The organism is Methylocystis sp. JAN1 (assembly GCF_052186135.1).
GTDB lineage: Bacteria > Pseudomonadota > Alphaproteobacteria > Rhizobiales > Beijerinckiaceae > Methylocystis.
In genome coordinates, this window is record NZ_CP181499.1 from 3,448,748 (window position 1) to 3,463,808 (window position 15,061).

At 64.6% G+C, this 15,061-nt stretch carries 20 protein-coding genes and 1 tRNA gene; 15 read left to right on the forward strand and 6 right to left on the reverse strand.

Going from position 1 to position 15,061, the window contains the following annotated elements:
- Nucleotides 1–69: 69 nt before the first annotated feature.
- Nucleotides 70–759 (reverse strand): histidine phosphotransferase ChpT, encoded by a 690-nt coding sequence (chpT, locus tag ACNHKD_RS16450; RefSeq protein ID WP_442754562.1) that lies wholly within the window; start codon nucleotides 757–759, stop codon nucleotides 70–72.
- 183 nt (nucleotides 760–942) lie between these two features.
- On the opposite strand from chpT, the gene cysQ reads away from it, so the two are divergent.
- From cysQ to ACNHKD_RS16475, 5 genes are all read left to right on the forward strand, one after another.
- Complete coding sequence (gene cysQ / locus ACNHKD_RS16455) at nucleotides 943–1,785, forward strand: 3'(2'),5'-bisphosphate nucleotidase CysQ (RefSeq protein ID WP_442754563.1); 843 nt, start codon at nucleotides 943–945, stop codon at nucleotides 1,783–1,785.
- A gap of 131 nt (nucleotides 1,786–1,916) precedes the next feature.
- The gene (locus tag ACNHKD_RS16460) at nucleotides 1,917–2,501 is read left to right on the forward strand and encodes a DUF1134 domain-containing protein (RefSeq protein ID WP_442754564.1); all 585 of its coding nucleotides are present in this window, start codon (nucleotides 1,917–1,919) and stop codon (nucleotides 2,499–2,501) included.
- Nucleotides 2,502–2,606: 105 nt separating this feature from the next.
- Entirely contained in the window at nucleotides 2,607–3,629 is a 1,023-nt protein-coding gene (locus ACNHKD_RS16465) for a hypothetical protein (RefSeq protein WP_442754565.1), read from the forward strand.
- Nucleotides 3,630–3,699: 70 nt separating this feature from the next.
- Nucleotides 3,700–3,981 carry a YciI family protein gene (locus ACNHKD_RS16470; protein WP_442754566.1) on the forward strand — a complete coding sequence of 94 codons (282 nt, stop codon included), beginning with the start codon at nucleotides 3,700–3,702 and terminating at the stop codon, nucleotides 3,979–3,981.
- On the forward strand, nucleotides 3,981–4,397 hold the full coding sequence (locus ACNHKD_RS16475) for an EVE domain-containing protein (RefSeq protein ID WP_442754567.1): 417 nt from the start codon (nucleotides 3,981–3,983) through the stop codon (nucleotides 4,395–4,397). Before ACNHKD_RS16470 ends, ACNHKD_RS16475 begins: the two co-directional genes overlap by 1 nt.
- A gap of 166 nt (nucleotides 4,398–4,563) precedes the next feature.
- Here ACNHKD_RS16475 and ACNHKD_RS16480 read toward each other — a convergent pair whose 3' ends face one another.
- From ACNHKD_RS16480 to mdh, 4 genes are all read right to left on the reverse strand, one after another.
- On the reverse strand, nucleotides 4,564–6,330 hold the full coding sequence (locus ACNHKD_RS16480; protein ID WP_442754568.1) for a tetratricopeptide repeat protein: 1,767 nt from the start codon (nucleotides 6,328–6,330) through the stop codon (nucleotides 4,564–4,566).
- A gap of 241 nt (nucleotides 6,331–6,571) precedes the next feature.
- Nucleotides 6,572–7,762, reverse strand: coding sequence for an ADP-forming succinate--CoA ligase subunit beta (sucC, locus tag ACNHKD_RS16485; protein WP_442754569.1), 1,191 nt, complete (start codon nucleotides 7,760–7,762; stop codon nucleotides 6,572–6,574).
- A 421-nt stretch (nucleotides 7,763–8,183) separates the two neighbouring features.
- Nucleotides 8,184–8,687: a hypothetical protein gene (locus ACNHKD_RS16490; RefSeq protein ID WP_442754570.1), complete on the reverse strand. Its 504-nt coding sequence runs from the start codon at nucleotides 8,685–8,687 to the stop codon at nucleotides 8,184–8,186.
- Nucleotides 8,688–8,749: 62 nt separating this feature from the next.
- A complete protein-coding gene (mdh, locus tag ACNHKD_RS16495) occupies nucleotides 8,750–9,712 on the reverse strand; it encodes a malate dehydrogenase (protein WP_442754571.1) in 963 nt (320 codons plus the stop codon).
- Nucleotides 9,713–9,934: 222 nt separating this feature from the next.
- Here mdh and ACNHKD_RS16500 point away from each other — a divergent pair, with 222 nt between their 5' ends.
- From ACNHKD_RS16500 to ACNHKD_RS16520, 5 genes are all read left to right on the forward strand, one after another.
- Nucleotides 9,935–10,537, forward strand: coding sequence for a hypothetical protein (locus tag ACNHKD_RS16500; protein ID WP_442754572.1), 603 nt, complete (start codon nucleotides 9,935–9,937; stop codon nucleotides 10,535–10,537).
- 114 nt (nucleotides 10,538–10,651) lie between these two features.
- Nucleotides 10,652–10,727, forward strand: a tRNA-Lys gene (locus ACNHKD_RS16505).
- A gap of 531 nt (nucleotides 10,728–11,258) precedes the next feature.
- Nucleotides 11,259–11,573 carry a hypothetical protein gene (locus tag ACNHKD_RS16510; RefSeq protein WP_442754573.1) on the forward strand — a complete coding sequence of 105 codons (315 nt, stop codon included), beginning with the start codon at nucleotides 11,259–11,261 and terminating at the stop codon, nucleotides 11,571–11,573.
- A 136-nt stretch (nucleotides 11,574–11,709) separates the two neighbouring features.
- On the forward strand, nucleotides 11,710–11,961 hold the full coding sequence (locus ACNHKD_RS16515) for a hypothetical protein (RefSeq protein ID WP_442754574.1): 252 nt from the start codon (nucleotides 11,710–11,712) through the stop codon (nucleotides 11,959–11,961).
- 85 nt (nucleotides 11,962–12,046) lie between these two features.
- Complete coding sequence (locus ACNHKD_RS16520) at nucleotides 12,047–12,490, forward strand: hypothetical protein (protein WP_442754575.1); 444 nt, start codon at nucleotides 12,047–12,049, stop codon at nucleotides 12,488–12,490.
- A gap of 357 nt (nucleotides 12,491–12,847) precedes the next feature.
- Here ACNHKD_RS16520 and ACNHKD_RS16525 read toward each other — a convergent pair whose 3' ends face one another.
- A complete protein-coding gene (locus ACNHKD_RS16525; RefSeq protein ID WP_442754576.1) occupies nucleotides 12,848–13,255 on the reverse strand; it encodes a MerR family transcriptional regulator in 408 nt (135 codons plus the stop codon).
- A 68-nt stretch (nucleotides 13,256–13,323) separates the two neighbouring features.
- On the opposite strand from ACNHKD_RS16525, the gene ACNHKD_RS16530 reads away from it, so the two are divergent.
- The 5 genes from ACNHKD_RS16530 to ACNHKD_RS16550 all read left to right on the forward strand — a co-directional run bounded on the left by ACNHKD_RS16530 (nucleotide 13,324) and on the right by ACNHKD_RS16550 (nucleotide 15,005).
- Nucleotides 13,324–13,611 (forward strand): hypothetical protein, encoded by a 288-nt coding sequence (locus ACNHKD_RS16530; protein ID WP_442754577.1) that lies wholly within the window; start codon nucleotides 13,324–13,326, stop codon nucleotides 13,609–13,611.
- On the forward strand, nucleotides 13,611–13,844 hold the full coding sequence (locus ACNHKD_RS16535; protein ID WP_442754578.1) for a GDCCVxC domain-containing (seleno)protein: 234 nt from the start codon (nucleotides 13,611–13,613) through the stop codon (nucleotides 13,842–13,844). Before ACNHKD_RS16530 ends, ACNHKD_RS16535 begins: the two co-directional genes overlap by 1 nt.
- A 27-nt stretch (nucleotides 13,845–13,871) precedes the next feature.
- The gene (locus ACNHKD_RS16540) at nucleotides 13,872–14,078 is read left to right on the forward strand and encodes a hypothetical protein (protein ID WP_442754579.1); all 207 of its coding nucleotides are present in this window, start codon (nucleotides 13,872–13,874) and stop codon (nucleotides 14,076–14,078) included.
- Between the two features lie 59 nt (nucleotides 14,079–14,137).
- Nucleotides 14,138–14,569 carry a DUF1772 domain-containing protein gene (locus ACNHKD_RS16545; RefSeq protein WP_442754580.1) on the forward strand — a complete coding sequence of 144 codons (432 nt, stop codon included), beginning with the start codon at nucleotides 14,138–14,140 and terminating at the stop codon, nucleotides 14,567–14,569.
- Nucleotides 14,570–14,783: 214 nt separating this feature from the next.
- On the forward strand, nucleotides 14,784–15,005 hold the full coding sequence (locus ACNHKD_RS16550) for a hypothetical protein (protein WP_442754581.1): 222 nt from the start codon (nucleotides 14,784–14,786) through the stop codon (nucleotides 15,003–15,005).
- Nucleotides 15,006–15,061: the final 56 nt, after the last annotated feature.

The window sequence follows — 15,061 nt, forward strand, 5'->3', positions numbered from 1 at the left end:
TATGGGCAAGACGGGTTAAAATAAGCGAAATCCCGTCTGGCCAGCTTTAAGCCTGATGCGCTTTTGCCGTCACGCCACGGCGCTTCGCGGCTGATCGGCCGGCTTGGCGGCGGCCGCTTCGGCGGGCTTGGCTTCGATCGTCACCAGCTCCGGCTCCGAGGTCACGGTGACATCAAGGCCGCAAGCCTTGGCGACGAGGCCGGCGTAATAAGGCTGGATGGCGCGGGCGTCCATCGACGCGTCCTCGGCCTCGCCGACGAGCAGCGACGGGATGTTGGCGGCGACGCGCGCATTGGTCCCTTTCGCCTCGATTTTGAAGGCGATCTTGTCCTCTTCCCCCGTCGAGGAGATGGAAATCACGCCGCCGCGCGGAATGGCGCCGTCGGCGAGCAGGCAGAGATTGAGCAGCAGCTTCACCTTGTTCTTTGACATCAGCACGCGCGGCACGCTCCAATTGAGCTGCGTGCGCTCGTCGGCGAGAAGCTGGCGGGTGACGAGCTCCGCGTCGCCCGTGTCGATCGAGGCGCCCTTCGAGCCGGCGGCGCCAAAGGCGAGCCGGCAAAACTGCAGGCGGGCCGAAGCCTCGTTGGCGCTCGATTTGATAAGAGCCAGCGCATGGCCGCGCATCTCCGCGTCCTTCTCTTCCTCCAGCACCTCCAGGCCGTTGACGATCGCGCCGACCGGGGAGATGACGTCGTGGCAGACTCGCGACGACAGCAGGGCCGCGAGATCGAGAGCGTCGAGCGAGAACTGGGTCATGAGGCAATCCCGGTGGCGCGCGAGAGCGCGATCTGGTTAGGGGGCGCGTCATATTTCGTTCAACGCGAACCGGCGGGCGCGCCCCGCGAATCACTGCAATCAGTCTGCGCGAAAGGTAACCTCGACCGCGCGGATTGCAAATTGCGCGGCCCGTAGTCGTAAACAAAACCTAAAGGACGCTCCATGACCGCCGCAAAAACCGGGACATTGCCCGCCGGATCGGATCGCCAGCGACTCGCGCAGCTCTTCGGCGGCCTCGTCGTCGGCGCCGGCGCCCTGGCGATGGAGGTGCTGGACCGGCCGCGGATCGCCGCGCAGCTCAAGAACGACAAATCGCCCGTCACGGAAGCCGACGAGCGGGTGGAGGAACATCTGATGAAGGCGCTTGCGCGCGACCTTCCCGGCGTGCCGATCGTCGCCGAGGAGGCGTCCGCGCGCGGCGCGGACGCACAGCACGGCGACGCGTTCCTTCTCATCGATCCCATCGACGGGACCCGCGAATTCCTCGCGCGCAGTCCGGAATTCACCGTCAATCTCGCGCTCGTCATCGGCGAGACGCCGGTCGCCGGCGCCATTTCCGCGCCGGCGATGGGCCGCGTCTGGTTCGGCGCAAAGGAGAGCTTCATTGCGGACGCCGCGCCCGGCGGCGCCCTGCCCGCCTCGCAGGACTGGCGCGTCTTGCATACGCGGAAAGCCCCGCCGCAGGGCATGACCGCGCTGGTCTCCAAGTCGCATCTCGACGAAGCGACCGCGGCCTTCGTCGCGCGGCTCAACGTCGCCGACCGAGTCTCGGCGGGTTCGTCCTTGAAATTCTGCGCCATTGCGGAAGGGCGCGCCGACGTCTATCCGCGCTTCGGGCCGACGATGGAGTGGGACACGGCGGCGGGCGACGCCATCCTGCGCGCGGCGGGCGGCGTGGTGCTCGACCCCGACGGCGCCCTGTTCCGCTACAACAAGATCGCGCAGCATTACAGGAACGGCGCTTTCGTCGCCTGGGGCGACCCAGCATGCGCAACGCTTTCTTAACGACGCCGCGCGAATCTTACGCAAGACGGCAACGCCGCCGCAACCATGACGCGGCGGCGCCGCGCGGCGGCCGCAATCGAGACCGAACCGTCGAACGTCGTTACCTGTTGCGTTTTGGAGTTCGTGCGATCATGAGCGCTTCGCATTCTTCTTCCCGCCGCGATCTCTTCCGTCTCGCGGCCGGCGCGGCGGCGTGCGTCGCCCTGCCCCGTGCGGCGCGCGCCGCGCGTCCCGAAACCTATTCGAGCGGCGAGATCGTCGAGAACGGGCATCGCTTCTTCGGCTCCATCTCGCGCGGACTCGCGGAAGGGATCGAGAAGGCCAATAAGCAATGGGGCCGTCCCAACGCCTATATTCTCGGCCAGGAGGCTGGCGGCGCCTTTGTCGGCGGCGTGCGCTACGGCGAGGGGACGATGTTCACGCGCAACGCCGGACAGAAGCGCGTCTTCTGGCAGGGGCCATCGATCGGCCTCGACGCCGGCGCCGACGGCGACCGCACCATGATGCTCGTCTACAACCTCCCCGAGGTCGACGGAATCTATCGCCGCTTCGCGGGCGTCAACGGGTCAGCCTATCTCGTCGGCGGCCTGGGCTTCACGGCGCTCAACAATGAGGAAGTCGTGGTGATGCCCGTACGCGCGGGCCTCGGCGCGCGGCTCGGCCTTGCGCTCGGCTATCTGAAGTTCACGCCGGATTCGACCTGGAATCCCTTCTGACAAGGCCAGGCTGGCCGCCGCGCATTTTTTGATTTCGGGCGGCGAACGTGGCACTCTGCCATCCGTCCCGCCGATTGATCCCCGTGGCGGCGCGAGGTTGGCGTCTTGATCGAACAGGCGATGTATTTCGCGCTCGGCGTTCTGGTCGCCGGGCTCGTCACGCTTCTGTTTTTGCCCGCTTTCTGGCGGCGCGCGCTGCGGCTCTCCATGCGGCGGCTGCAAATGCTCGCGCCCATGTCCATGGAGGAGGTCATCGCCGAGCGCGACCTGCTGCGCGCCGAGTTCGCCGTGCGCGAACGGCGGCTGGAGCAGGAGATGGAGGCGGTGAAGTCCTCCAAGGCGTACGATCTCGCCGCCATCGGCCGCCACGCCGCGCGCGTCGCGGAAGCCGAGGCGCGTCTGAAGAGGGCCGAGGCCGACAATCGCGACATGGAGCTGGCGCTGCGCGAAGCGCAAAAGACCCTCGCCGAGCGCACCGACCTCTTGCGCTCGACCGAACTCGCGCTCCACGAAATGACCGAACGCGCCGACCGCGACGTGGAGCGCCTGCGCCTGCTCGAATCCGACAAGGAGGAACTCGGGCGGGAGAAGGAGGCCCAATATAGCCGCGTCGTCGCGCATGAAGCCAAGATCGGCGCCTTGCATGAGCAGAACACGCAACTCCAGCGCGAACTCGAAGAGCTGAAGGAAAAATACGCGCGCGCCTCGGCGGAGGCGGCCAAGGCGCCGGGTCTCATCAAGGACTATAACGACACGTTTGAGAAGCTTCAGCGTGCGCTTGAGCGGGAGCGCGAAATCGTGAAGGAGCGCGAGGAGACGCGCAACGCGCTTGCGGCCGAGCAGGACCGTCGGCGCAACGACGTCGAGCATCTCGAAAACGCGCTGCGCAACGCGCGGAACGAAGCGCGCGACAACGCCGACAAGCTGGAAGTCGCGCGCGCCGACAACGCCATGCTGCAGGGCGCCGTCGAAGTCCTGCGCGCAGAGCGCGCGAGCCGGCGCCGCGAGGGCGCCGCGTCCCTGGCGGCCGAGACGCCGTCGCCGGCGGATGTCGCGGCTTTGCGCGAGACGCTGATCGATTTTGGCGAGCGCGTGACGCGGCTCGAGGAGCCGGCACGCGCCGAGTGACGCGCTTGACCCTGCGCCCGCCCTTTGGGACAAGGAGGCGCATCGTCTATTCATTCAGCGAGGCAGCTCTGTGTTCTTCATCGCCCTTTGTTTCGACAAGCCTGGCCAGGTCGATCTGCGCATGGCCACCCGCGCCGATCATCTCGCCTTTCTCGAGCAGCATGCGGCGAAAGTTAAGCTCGGCGGCCCTTTCCTCGACGGAGACAAGCCCGTGGGCTCCATGCTCATCCTCGATTGCGCGGATTACGCGGATGCGCGCGATCTGCTGGCTCAAGACCCCTACGCCAGGGCCGGCCTTTTCGAGCGAGTGGAGCTGCGCGCCTGGAAGCGCGTCGTCGGAGTCGAAATCTGATGGCCCACTGGCTTCTGAAGAGCGAACCCTCGACCTGGTCCTGGGACCAGCAGGCCGCAGCGGGCGCCAAGGGCACGTTCTGGAACGGCGTGCGCAATCATCTCGCCAAGAAGCATCTGATGGCGATGAAGAAAGGCGAGCGCGCCTTCTTCTACCATTCGAACGACGAGCGCGCGATCGTCGGCATCGTCGAAATCAGCAAGGAATATTACCCCGACCACACCGATGAGACCGGCAAATTCGGCATGGTCGACGTCAAGGCGGTCAAGGCGCTGAAAAAGCCGGTGACGCTGGCGGAGATCAAGGGCGAACCGCGCTTGGCGGATATGGTGCTGGTGAACAATTCGCGGCTCTCCGTGCAGCCGGTGACGGATGCGGAATGGGCGGTTGTGATGGAGATGGCGGAGGAGAGGTAGGAACCGCATCCAGCGTCCCGAGACATTCCGCAGCCGCTCCCACGTCATGCCCGCGCTTGTCGCGGGTATCCACGCCATGGGGCTGCAGCGGCGTTCTCACCTTCGACGGGCGCCGTCGCCGCTCGGCGGGATGGGCCGGGACAAGCCCGGCCATGGCGGGCCCCGCCTACCCCCCCGTCTTCGTTGTATTTCCTGCGACTTCCGGCTGGTCCTTCATGCCGTTCTTGATCTTGTCGAGGATCTTCGGCAGGTCTTCCGGATCCGGGTTCAGGTCGCGCGCATGGTTCCACTGGAACTGCGCTTCGAGCTTGCGGCCGACGCGCCAATAGGCGTCGCCGAGATGGTCGTTGATGACGGGATCGGACGGCTTCAGGTCGATCGCCTTCTCCAGCTCACGTACGGCGTCGTCATAACGGCCGAGGCGGTAGTAGGCCCAGCCGAGGCTGTCCACCACATAGCCGTCGCGCTGGCGCAGATCGACGGCGCGGCGCAGCATTTTAAAGGCCTCGTCGAGATTCACGCCCTGGTCGACCCAGCTATAGCCGAGATAATTGAGCACGAGCGGCTGGTCGGGATTGAGCTCAAGCGCCTTTTTGAGGTCCGATTCCGCCGCCTTCCAGTCCTTGCGGCGCTCATTGGCGATGCCGCGATAATAATACAGCAGCCACTGGCCTTTCTCGGGCTTGGGCTGCAGGTCGATGACGCGCGAATAGGTCGCCGCCGCATCGGAAAAGAGCTTGCGCGAGCGCTGCAGATTGCCGAGCGCGGTCAGCGCTTCCTGGTTTTTCGGATTGGCCGCGACGACCGCGGCGAGGTGGTCGGTCGCCTCTTTCGACTTGCCCAGCGTCTCGAGCAGCAGCGCCGCCTGCACGTCGGCGTTGACCCGCAGCGCGCTGTCCTTCGGCACGCTGTCATAGAGGTCGATCGCCGTCTCCTCCTGCTTCATGCGCTCGTAGACGTCGCCCAGCGTGATGATGGCCAGCGCATTTTCGGGCGCGAGAGCAAGCGAAAGGCGCAGATAAATGAGCGATGCGAGTTCGTCGCCCTGACGGCCGCCCACGGCGCCGAGACCGTAGAGCACTTCCGCTGCGCCCTCGTCCGGCGTACGCACGAAGGGCGACAGCGGCTTGCCTTCGTCGAGCGCCGTCATCCCGGCGACGATGATCGGATGGCCGGGGGCCACCTCGTCGAAACCCTGATAGATCTTCTTCGCCTCGTCGCGCTGGCCCCGGCTCGCGAGAAAGCGGGCATAGGCGTCCACCAGGCGCAGCGTGTTCTTCTCGGCTGAATAGGCCGATTTGAAGCGCTTCTCCGCCTCGGCCTTGTCGCCGCCCATATCGGCGATGAGCGCCGCGTGATAGTCCCGGAAGACGACGAAGGCCTCATCATTGAGCTGATCCAACGTTGCGAGCGCCTTGCGGGTGTCCTTGGCGCCCGCATAGGTCCAGGCGACGAGAAGGGTCGAGGTGATGTCGCGGCGCTTGTCGCCGCCGCCCTTGGCGAGTTCGGCGCGAGCGGCGGCCCAGCGGCGATTCTTGATGAAATCGACGCCCTTGGTCAGGTGGGCGAGGCCGTTGCCCTTGTCGTGCGCGATGACGCGCGGGGCGAGAGAGACCGCCTCGGCCATGTTTCCATTGGCCAGCGCCGCGACGAAGGCGCGGTCGACGAGGTCGTTGTTGGCGGGGTCGTCGCGCAGCGCCTCGCGGAAGAAGGTCGAGGCCGCAAGCGTATCGCGCTCGGCGCCCGCGACGATCGCGGCGAGGTAATTGCCCGAAAGGCTTGACCCCACCTCGAAGGGGCGCGCGACGGACAGCCCGCCTTCGTGGGCGAGCGCATAGCTCGCATTCGGGAAAGCCCCCAGCGCGGCAAAGGCGAGGCCGCCCCGCAGCAACAGGCGAAACACCGGGGTCAACGGGCGGGCGAGATGAGGCACAGGCGCTTTCCTAGACGAGCGACGGAGCAGCCTATGCGCGGGGCGCAACGGATCCGCCGGAACGAGTGGCCGGGATGTCCAGATTCGCGCGTAAAGATGGCGGTTTTGGGAGCGCCTTGCAAGGCGCAAACGCCCGGCCGCAGAGTCGTCGATGAACGCTGGCGGCAAAAGCCATGGCGCAGTTCAAGTAAGATCGGCGGCGGATCGCTCCGCCGCCGTTCGTCCTTGTCTTTCAGCCCTGTTAGCTGATCGCCTTGACGATCTTCTGCGCCGCGTCGTCGAGATCATCGGCGGGAATGACGTTCAGGCCCGATTCGCTGAGGATTTTCTTGCCGAGATCCACATTCGTGCCTTCGAGGCGCACGACCAGCGGCACGGTGAGGCCGACTTCCTTGACGGCCTGGATCACGCCTTCCGCAATGGTGTCGCAGCGCATGATGCCGCCGAAGATATTGACCAGAATGCCCTTGACGTTCGGGTCGGCGGTGATGATCTTGAACGCCGCCGTGACCTTTTCGGCCGTGGCGCCGCCGCCGACGTCGAGGAAGTTCGCGGGGAAGGCGCCGTAGAGCTTGATGATGTCCATCGTCGCCATGGCGAGGCCGGCGCCGTTGACCATGCAGCCGATATTGCCGTCGAGCGAGATGTAGGCGAGGTCGTATTTCGACGCCTCGATCTCCTTCTCGTCCTCTTCCGAAAGGTCGCGCAGCTCCATGAGCTCCGGATGGCGGTAGAGGGCGTTGTTCTCGAAGCTCACTTTGGCGTCGAGGCAGCGCAACTGACCGTCCTTGGTCGTGATCAGCGGATTGATCTCGAGCATCTCCATGTCCTTCGCGACGAAGGCCGTATAGAGCTTCTCGGCCAGAGCGCCCGCCTGCTTGGCGAGATCGCCCTTGAGCTTCAGCGCGTCGGCGACGCGGCGGCCATGATGCGGCTGGAAGCCGGTGGCCGGATCGACCGAGAAGGTGACGATCTTCTCGGGCGTCGAGTGGGCGACTTCCTCGATGTCCATGCCGCCTTCCGTCGAGACGACGTAGGAGATGCGCGAGGTCGCGCGGTCGATCAGCATGGAAAGGTAGAATTCCTTGTCGATCGCGGCGCCGTCCTCGATATAGAGGCGGTTGACCTGCTTGCCGGTCTCGCCGGTCTGGATCGTGACCAGCGTGTTGCCGAGCATCTGCCTGGCGAAGGCCTGCGCTTCCTCGATCGACTTGGCGATGCGGACGCCGCCCTGCGGGCCGGCCGCCTCTTCCTTGAACCTGCCCTTGCCGCGACCGCCGGCGTGAATCTGCGCCTTTACCACATAGACCGGGCCGGGGAGCTTCTTGGCGGCCTCGGCGGCCTCCTCGGCCTTCAGGACCGGAAAGCCAGCGGCGACCGGCGCGCCGAACTCGCGCAAAATGGCTTTGGCCTGGTATTCATGGATGTTCATGCGGTGGGCTCTCCCTAAAAGCAAACAGCGCGCCGAGCAGGCTTGCGGCCTAATGGCCATGGCGGGGCCGCGGCGTCAAGCGGACGGGTGGTCGCGGGGCGCGGGGATAGCGGAGCGGCCGGAGACCAGGAAAGAAGAGCAATGGCGCCTCTCGTCATTCGATACGGTCCCACACGGGCGCTTATCTCGGCTTCAGCCCTGCGCCATACAGTCGCGCCGCGCCACAATGCAATTTTAGGTTCCGCCTCTCGCCTACGATATCGAGACTTTCCGCGCAGGCGTTCGGCAAGATCACCGGCCGCGAATCGGGCGGCCGTCGAGGAGCTGGTCGATAGTGCGCTTGGCCATGAAAAATCGATCCTGAGAGGCGCCGCCCGATCAAATTTTCAGCAAGGACCGGACCATATTCGCGCTTCGACAACTAGGCGCGAGGCGCCTGAGAGACCCGCGCCGTCAGAAAATCCAGCGCCTCCTTGGGCGCGCGTTCGACGGGCAAGGCAATGAAATAATTCGTGGCGACGATCAGCAGCCAGACGCGCTCGCCGGGCCAGACGGCCCTGATCGACGCCCAGGGCAGAAGCGGCGCGGCGCCGCCGGCGTCGACCACGACGCCCTCGTCAAAGAGCGTGGCGCTGGAAAGATGGCCCCGCGCCCGCTCGACCTTCTCGCGCATCATGCGCTGCTGCATGCGCCAGCCGCCGGCGACGAAGATCGCGAGAAGCGCCGTCGCGCCAATGAAAAGCAGCGCGGCGTCCTCGCCGTCGCCCGCGAGGGCGAGGCCCGCGCAGGAGAGACCGATGAGCGCGAGCGGCAGGACCGCGCGAAGCGGCTTCTCCAGAAACAGCGCGCGCCAGACAAAAGCGTTTACGGCCGCGCGCACGTCAGCGTCTTCAAAGCGAATGGGAAAGGAAAAGCGCTCACGCATCTGCGGCTCCCTGAAGGACGGCCGCTCAGATATAGGCGCATGAGCCGGGGCTGAAAGGGCGCTCAGGCGAAATCCGGATTGAGCGCCTTCGCCGCCTCGATCAGCGTCTTCACGCTGTTCACCGACTTGGCGAACATGGCCTGCTCGGCGGCGTCGAGCTTGATTTCCATCACCTTTTCCACGCCGTTGGCGCCGATGATGGTCGGGACGCCGACATATAGGCCCTTCACGCCATATTCGCCGTCGAGATAGGCCGCGCAGGGAAGAACCCGGCGCTTGTCCTTGAGATAGCTCTCCGCCATGGCGATGGCCGACGCCGCCGGGGCGTAATAGGCCGAGCCGGTCTTGAGCAGCCCGACGATCTCGCCGCCGCCCTTGCGGGTGCGTTCGACGATGGCGTCGATGCGTTCCTGAGTCGTCCAGCCCATGGCGACGAGGTCGGGCAGCGGCACGCCGCCGACGGTCGAGTAGCGCACCGAGGGCACCATGTCGTCGCCATGGCCGCCCAGCACGAAGGCGGACACGTCCTCGACGGAAACCTTGAACTCCTCCGAGAGGAAGTAGCGAAAACGGGCGGAATCGAGCACGCCGGCCATGCCGACGACGCGGTTCGTCGGCAATCCGCTCGCCTTCCGCAGCGCCCAGACCATGACGTCCAGCGGATTGGTGATGCAGATGACGAACGCGTTCGGCGCATATTGCTTGACGCCCGCCCCGACCTTGGCGATGACGCCGAGATTGACCGTCAGCAGATCGTCGCGGCTCATGCCGGGCTGGCGCGGCACGCCGGCGGTGACGATGACGACGTCCGAGCCTGCGATGGCGGCGTAATCAGAGGCGCCCGAAAGATTGGCGTCGAAGCCCGAAACCGGCGAGGACTGGGCGATGTCGAGGGCCTTGCCCTGGGGCACGCCGTCGACGATGTCGAAGAGCACGATGTCGCCAAGCTCCTTCAGGCCGGCGAGATGGGCGAGGGTTCCACCGATATTGCCGGCGCCGACCAGAGCGATTTTATTTCGCGACATAATCAATCTCGTGCTGGGATCTTCCTTGAAACTGCTAGCGCGGTTTCGCGCGAGATGGAAGACGCAGCCCGCCGCTTTTTCGCGCTTGGAAAGCCGGGCAGGATCAAAGGGCGCGGCTTCGCGCCGAAAAGCTCAATTCCTCGGCGCCGCCAGCGGGCGCCTCAATCCCGCGCATCGTAGCGGCCATGCGGCGCGGCGTGATTGTCGCAGGGGTTGCGGGCGATGGCGGCGCTTCCCACCTGCCTAGCGAAGCGCCGCATTGGCGTCGGGAAGGGGCAGGAAATGGGCAAATCGATTTTGAGCGCGATCGCCTTGTTGGCGGCCGGGGCGGCCGGGCCCGCGCTCGCGGCGCAGGACGCCGACGAAGCGGCGTTGCTGCAGCATTTCGACAAGGTGGATGTCTGGCATTTCCCAGTCGACACGACGGTCCGCTACAACAACCAGGACGCGATCGTGACGCGCGAGCTGGTCTTCCAGCCCGAGCCGCCCAAGGGCGAACTTTGCTACGTTCGCTTCGACCTCGTGAAGGGCGAAGGCGACTATGGCTACGGCTTCAAGCCGGGGACGACGCCGGCCAATCGCGAGAGAGTCGCCTGGGGCGCCAATGTGCTCAAGCGGGGCGACATCCTCAACCAATGGTATTCGGCGCTCAAGCTCAATGTCGTCTATTTCTTCGTCGAAGGGCCGAAATCGGCGACGGCGAAGGAAATCTGCACGCAAAAACAGTCCGCGCCGACAGCCGAGGCCGGCAACGCCTATAAGGGGCCCTGGGCCGACCTCGTAACGAAAGCCAAGGCGATCCACGGCTGGCCGGCGCGGAGATAACGGGTTTTCCACGACGCGACAAATTTTGACGGCCGAGGCGGATCGGCGCTGGACATGGGAGCGGGCATTTGTTATTCGCTCCCCGTTCCGAGGGCGCTACGGCGTCCGCCGGACGGGCGCATAGCTCAGTTGGTAGAGCAGCTGACTCTTAATCAGCGGGTCCAAGGTTCGAGCCCTTGTGCGCCCACCAAATAAATCAATAAGATAAGATCGCTCTTAAGGCCGACTCGCTTCTCGAAAAGCCGGGATGGGAAGCGAGGGCGCAGTCGTGGTTGTAGCCCTCGCGACGCCTTGCGTTCGCAATTTGCAGTCGTTTGGCAAGCTGCCAAAAGGTCCAACTGATACGAACTCCCCGCAATTGCGCAGCGCCCCCGATCCACGTCGCTCAGCGCCTTTTCGGACGATCATGTCGCGCGCCAGCGGACGCTTCCCGCAGGACCGCAGCAATGGCGCTGCAGTAGAGCAGCCTTTTTGTGCTCCCCGCGCCGCACCTCGACCTCACGCCTCAAAATAATAGGAGCCGCTCGAGGGCGATGAGGTGCGTTCGGCGTCCGGCCGGAAATCACGTAGTCATCAGTTGCGGCCGAAGGAGCCATATAATCCCTCTTTGCGGAGGTGCGGTCGCGCTCCAATGTGGCCGCATTCGATTTTCTGGTAAGCCGTCGCTCGCTACGACTTGGCCGGGAGCCTCAATTTTGTCCCGGGCGCAAGCGATTCAAGTATGCTGAGCGAGGTGCGGCGAATCGACGAAAGGGACTTTCCAATGGTTACGCCGCCGAACGATCGCATTGAACTCGTCCTGATGTCCGATCAGCCAGCCCCCATCGGCTTGTGGGTTAAGTCGACCGCAGAATTGGCGAGGCGCATTGAATTCAACAAGGAAAAGTCCGTCCGGCTAATTGGCGCCCTGGTAGCCCTCCTGATCCTTATGCTCTTCTTTTCTAGAGCTGCGTTCGTGTTTCTGCTGCTTATGGCGCTGATCGTGCTTTTCCCGCTCTGGCTCGTCGGGTTGGCGGGCTATTTTCGGGGAGCATAGAGCCGAGAACGCACAATATCGGTCGCCAAGCTGCGGGCTGCTACGGCAGCCCCTATCTCCGTGCAAGATAGGTCCACTGGCCCGCTCCGCTTGGCGCCCTATGTCCAGCCTTGCGGCGAGGATCGGAGGGTTCGACATGCCTCAGGACAACTCAAAGGATAATCCCCGGACACCGCAAAAAGAGCCGGACAAATATTCCGGCGTGGTCAATTTCGACATGGAGCTGACCCCGAGCGTGATCATTTGCGCCGCTGCGGGCGCTGTTCTGGGTTTCATTCTCGCGTGGTGGGGGACTTCCGAAATCCCGATCATCGTGGCGACAGTCATCGTCTTCGCGGTGCTTTCGGGCATTTTCGGTTTCTTCGTGCCCTGGTACAAGCCTCGGTGACCCGTAAGGGCGCCGCCGGCCGCAACCACAAGAGACGTCGACCGCGCGCATGCTTCCAGGCTGCGCTTGTCATTTACGCGGCGGCTTGACGACGGTCGCCGGCGCCCTCCTGAAACGTCAATTCAGGAGAATACCGATGTCCAAGCAAACACTCGTCACTACGGCGGTTGTCGCCGCGCTGGCCGGTCCCGCTATCGCCGCGGAAGAGACTTGGCTCGTGACAGAGGAGAGCAGCGACGAGATTATGGGCGCTCAGGGAACCTGGAATGTCTCCGTGCAGGGGAACAAGCTGAGCGGCGTCGCTGCGATGTTCGCAGACAATGGGAAACAAGTGACTTACAAATTTGACGGCGCGATCGAAGGAGGCGTCTACACGGTCGCCTTGGATGATCGTTCGGATGGCAAGAAGGGCTGTGTGTGGAACGGCCACGCGCCCGACGGCGCCGGCGACTTAAAAAAGGGTCTGATCGGCTACCTGGAATGCGACGGCGTAAAGCTGATCGTTCGGGCCAGCATTGTCGGCCAGTAAGTCAGCCTGAGCTTGGACTGCGCCTTAAACCCGCAGCTGCGCCGCGTCCCGGACCGAGCGCGCCATTTCTCGATAAGCTGATAGGCGCGCTCGCGTCTCACGCGCTCCAGGCCGCAAAGATTGAGCCGCTGTAAAATCGGCGCAACTATCTTTTTCGCAGGATGAAATAGGCGGCCGCGCCCGCAAGCGCGAAGTACAAGAGCACAAGTCCTAGTCCGGTCATGGCGACCCTCCCGTGCTGCTCCCGTCGAAGTTAGGGCGCGGGAACGCGGGCGCCAGGCAATGCGCGAAGCTGGGGCGCGCCAGCGAGATGCTCGGACGCAAGCCCGCGCGCCCTTGCCGGGCGCGTCTCTCGGTTCAAGCGCGCTTTGGCTCCGCGAGCATGTCGAGCACCGGGCATGACGGGGCGAGGTCTCCGGAGCAGCGGGCGATCGTTTCCGCGAGAACGCTCTCAAGTCTCGCGAGGTCCGCCAGTCTGGTTCGCACCTCGGCGAGGTGCGATCGCGCGACTTCCCTGACCTCGGCGCAGGACGCGCGGGATGGTTCGGCGAGGTCCAAAAGGGCGCGGATCTGTTCGATGCCAAATCCAAGCTCGCGTGCGCGCCGTATGAAAGCCAGCCTCTGAATATGCTCTTTCTGATAGGCGCGATGCCCGCTTGCCGCCCGCGCAGGCTTTGGCATGAGGCCAATGCGCTCGTAATAGCGCACGGTCTCAAGATTGACGCCCGTCGCGGCTGCGAGTCGCCCAATGGTGAAAGGCCGCATGGATTTTCTCTTGCACCCGTAGTCGCTACGGGTGGCAGGATAATGCGATTATCGAAGAAGCGCGAGCTATGACTGCAGAGAACGTGCAAAAGAGAACGCTTGGCGTTTCTTCTCCGCCCGCCGCCCTGGCCGCGCCGAACTGGTTCCTCGCCCTCAGCGGCGTGGCGGTCGCCAGCGGGTGGACGGCATGGTGGCGGCGGCGCGCGACAACGCGCACTCCTGGTTCGGCATGCGTCTCCGACGAGCGGTCGCCAGCGAGGCTGGTTCTCCTGCTCTACGCCACGGCGATCGTCGCGGCGGGGGCGGGCTGGCGCCATATCGACCCGCTGCCGCTCAAGCTCCTCGGGGAGCGGTGATGCTGTTTGTCTCCACCCTCACCTGCCCGCGCTGCGGCCATCGATCGACCGAGACAATGCCGACCGACGCTTGCCTGTTCTATTTTCAATGCAAGGGCTGCGGGGCGGTGCTCAGGCCGAAGCCAAGCGATTGCTGTGTGTTCTGCTCCTACGGCGACGTTCCATGCCCGCCGACGCAGGAAGCGGGAAGGGAAAATTGTTCTTTGGCGCGTGGCGCGGCCGACGCGCCGTAGATCGACGATTGACTCGCGCCGATTAGCTTGTGCCAACAGATCATGGACGCCAACAACAGATGGAACAGCGCCGAGGCCCCGGTCGAGGGAGCCGTGGTCTATGTTCTTGCCGCCGACCGCAAAGGCAGATACGAGATTCCATTCCCCGTCAGGTTCGAAGACGAGCGATGGTGGAACGCCGGCACGGGCCAAGAACTTGACGCCTTCGTCGTGGGATGGCGCCCGCTGGAGTGAGGCGTCGGTCGCGGCTTCGGGGCTATGGGCGCTCGGCCCCAGCAGCAGGAGCGGCCTCAATGATCGGTTTACTGGCTCTGGCGACCGCGGCGACATTCTTTGGGGCCGCTTTTTACGTGAGCATCGCCGAACAGCCCGCGCGGCTGGGGCTTAACGATCAGGCCGCTCTGGCTCAGTGGGGCCCCGCCTATAAGCGCGGCTTCGCCATGCAGGCGTCGCTGGCTATAATTTCGGCCCTCTTCGGCGCCGCCGCGTGGCGGACGACCGGCTCGGTGCTTTGGGCCATTGGCGCAACCGCCATTATCGCGAATTGGCCCTACACGCTGATCGTGATTATGCCGGTCAACGATCGACTCCAGGCGTCTCTTTCTTCAGCGGATTCCAGCGACACAAGAAGCCTTCTTGTTCGTTGGGGGAAGCTGCACGCGGCAAGGACGGCGCTCGGCTTCATCGCAACGGCAATATATCTGATTGCTGCGCTACAAGGATGAGAAAGGCGCCGCTACGCCGAGTGGTTGCCGAATTGATGAAAGGGCGACCGTCGCCTTGCATCTCCAAGTTTCTGCGCGCGCAACGAGAGCTTCTTGCCGACCTCGGTCGACGTGCTACTTGGCAAAACGGCGCGGGCGGAAAATTGCACGCCGCCCGCCCCAATTAAGCGCGTCCGGGCCTGTTTCGAGCGGGCCGCGCTTGGCGGAGAAGGCCATGAAGCAGGATTTGATCGACGAGGCCTTCCATGTCGCTGCTCGGATGGCGTTCGATCGCAGTATGGACATCGACCGAGAGGCGCTCCTGCGAGCCTTGCTCGTCGTTACCCGGGAGCGCGACGGACGGGAGAATCCCGAGGAGATTGCGGAGGACGCCTTGGATCTCCTGGGCGACGCTCTCGGAGCCGCGTCCTCTCGAGGCGCAGGCAAAGCAAACTAAAGCGGGGTGACATAATTTTATGGCGGATGACACGGCGGAGTTTCGAGCCGACCGTT

Coding starts and splice junctions, on each gene's coding strand:
- sucC (WP_442754569.1), bottom strand. CDS start 7,762: ATGAACATCCATGAATACCAGGCCAAAGCCATTTTGCGCGAGTTCGGC.
- ACNHKD_RS16475 (WP_442754567.1), top strand. CDS start 3,981: ATGGCCCACTGGCTTCTGAAGAGCGAACCCTCGACCTGGTCCTGGGAC.
- ACNHKD_RS16535 (WP_442754578.1), top strand. CDS start 13,611: ATGCTGTTTGTCTCCACCCTCACCTGCCCGCGCTGCGGCCATCGATCG.
- ACNHKD_RS16515 (WP_442754574.1), top strand. CDS start 11,710: ATGCCTCAGGACAACTCAAAGGATAATCCCCGGACACCGCAAAAAGAG.
- chpT (WP_442754562.1), bottom strand. CDS start 759: ATGACCCAGTTCTCGCTCGACGCTCTCGATCTCGCGGCCCTGCTGTCG.
- cysQ (WP_442754563.1), top strand. CDS start 943: ATGACCGCCGCAAAAACCGGGACATTGCCCGCCGGATCGGATCGCCAG.
- ACNHKD_RS16500 (WP_442754572.1), top strand. CDS start 9,935: ATGGCGGCGCTTCCCACCTGCCTAGCGAAGCGCCGCATTGGCGTCGGG.
- ACNHKD_RS16490 (WP_442754570.1), bottom strand. CDS start 8,687: ATGCGTGAGCGCTTTTCCTTTCCCATTCGCTTTGAAGACGCTGACGTG.
- ACNHKD_RS16530 (WP_442754577.1), top strand. CDS start 13,324: ATGACTGCAGAGAACGTGCAAAAGAGAACGCTTGGCGTTTCTTCTCCG.
- mdh (WP_442754571.1), bottom strand. CDS start 9,712: ATGTCGCGAAATAAAATCGCTCTGGTCGGCGCCGGCAATATCGGTGGA.
- ACNHKD_RS16525 (WP_442754576.1), bottom strand. CDS start 13,255: ATGCGGCCTTTCACCATTGGGCGACTCGCAGCCGCGACGGGCGTCAAT.
- ACNHKD_RS16510 (WP_442754573.1), top strand. CDS start 11,259: ATGCTGAGCGAGGTGCGGCGAATCGACGAAAGGGACTTTCCAATGGTT.
- ACNHKD_RS16550 (WP_442754581.1), top strand. CDS start 14,784: ATGAAGCAGGATTTGATCGACGAGGCCTTCCATGTCGCTGCTCGGATG.
- ACNHKD_RS16460 (WP_442754564.1), top strand. CDS start 1,917: ATGAGCGCTTCGCATTCTTCTTCCCGCCGCGATCTCTTCCGTCTCGCG.
- ACNHKD_RS16545 (WP_442754580.1), top strand. CDS start 14,138: ATGATCGGTTTACTGGCTCTGGCGACCGCGGCGACATTCTTTGGGGCC.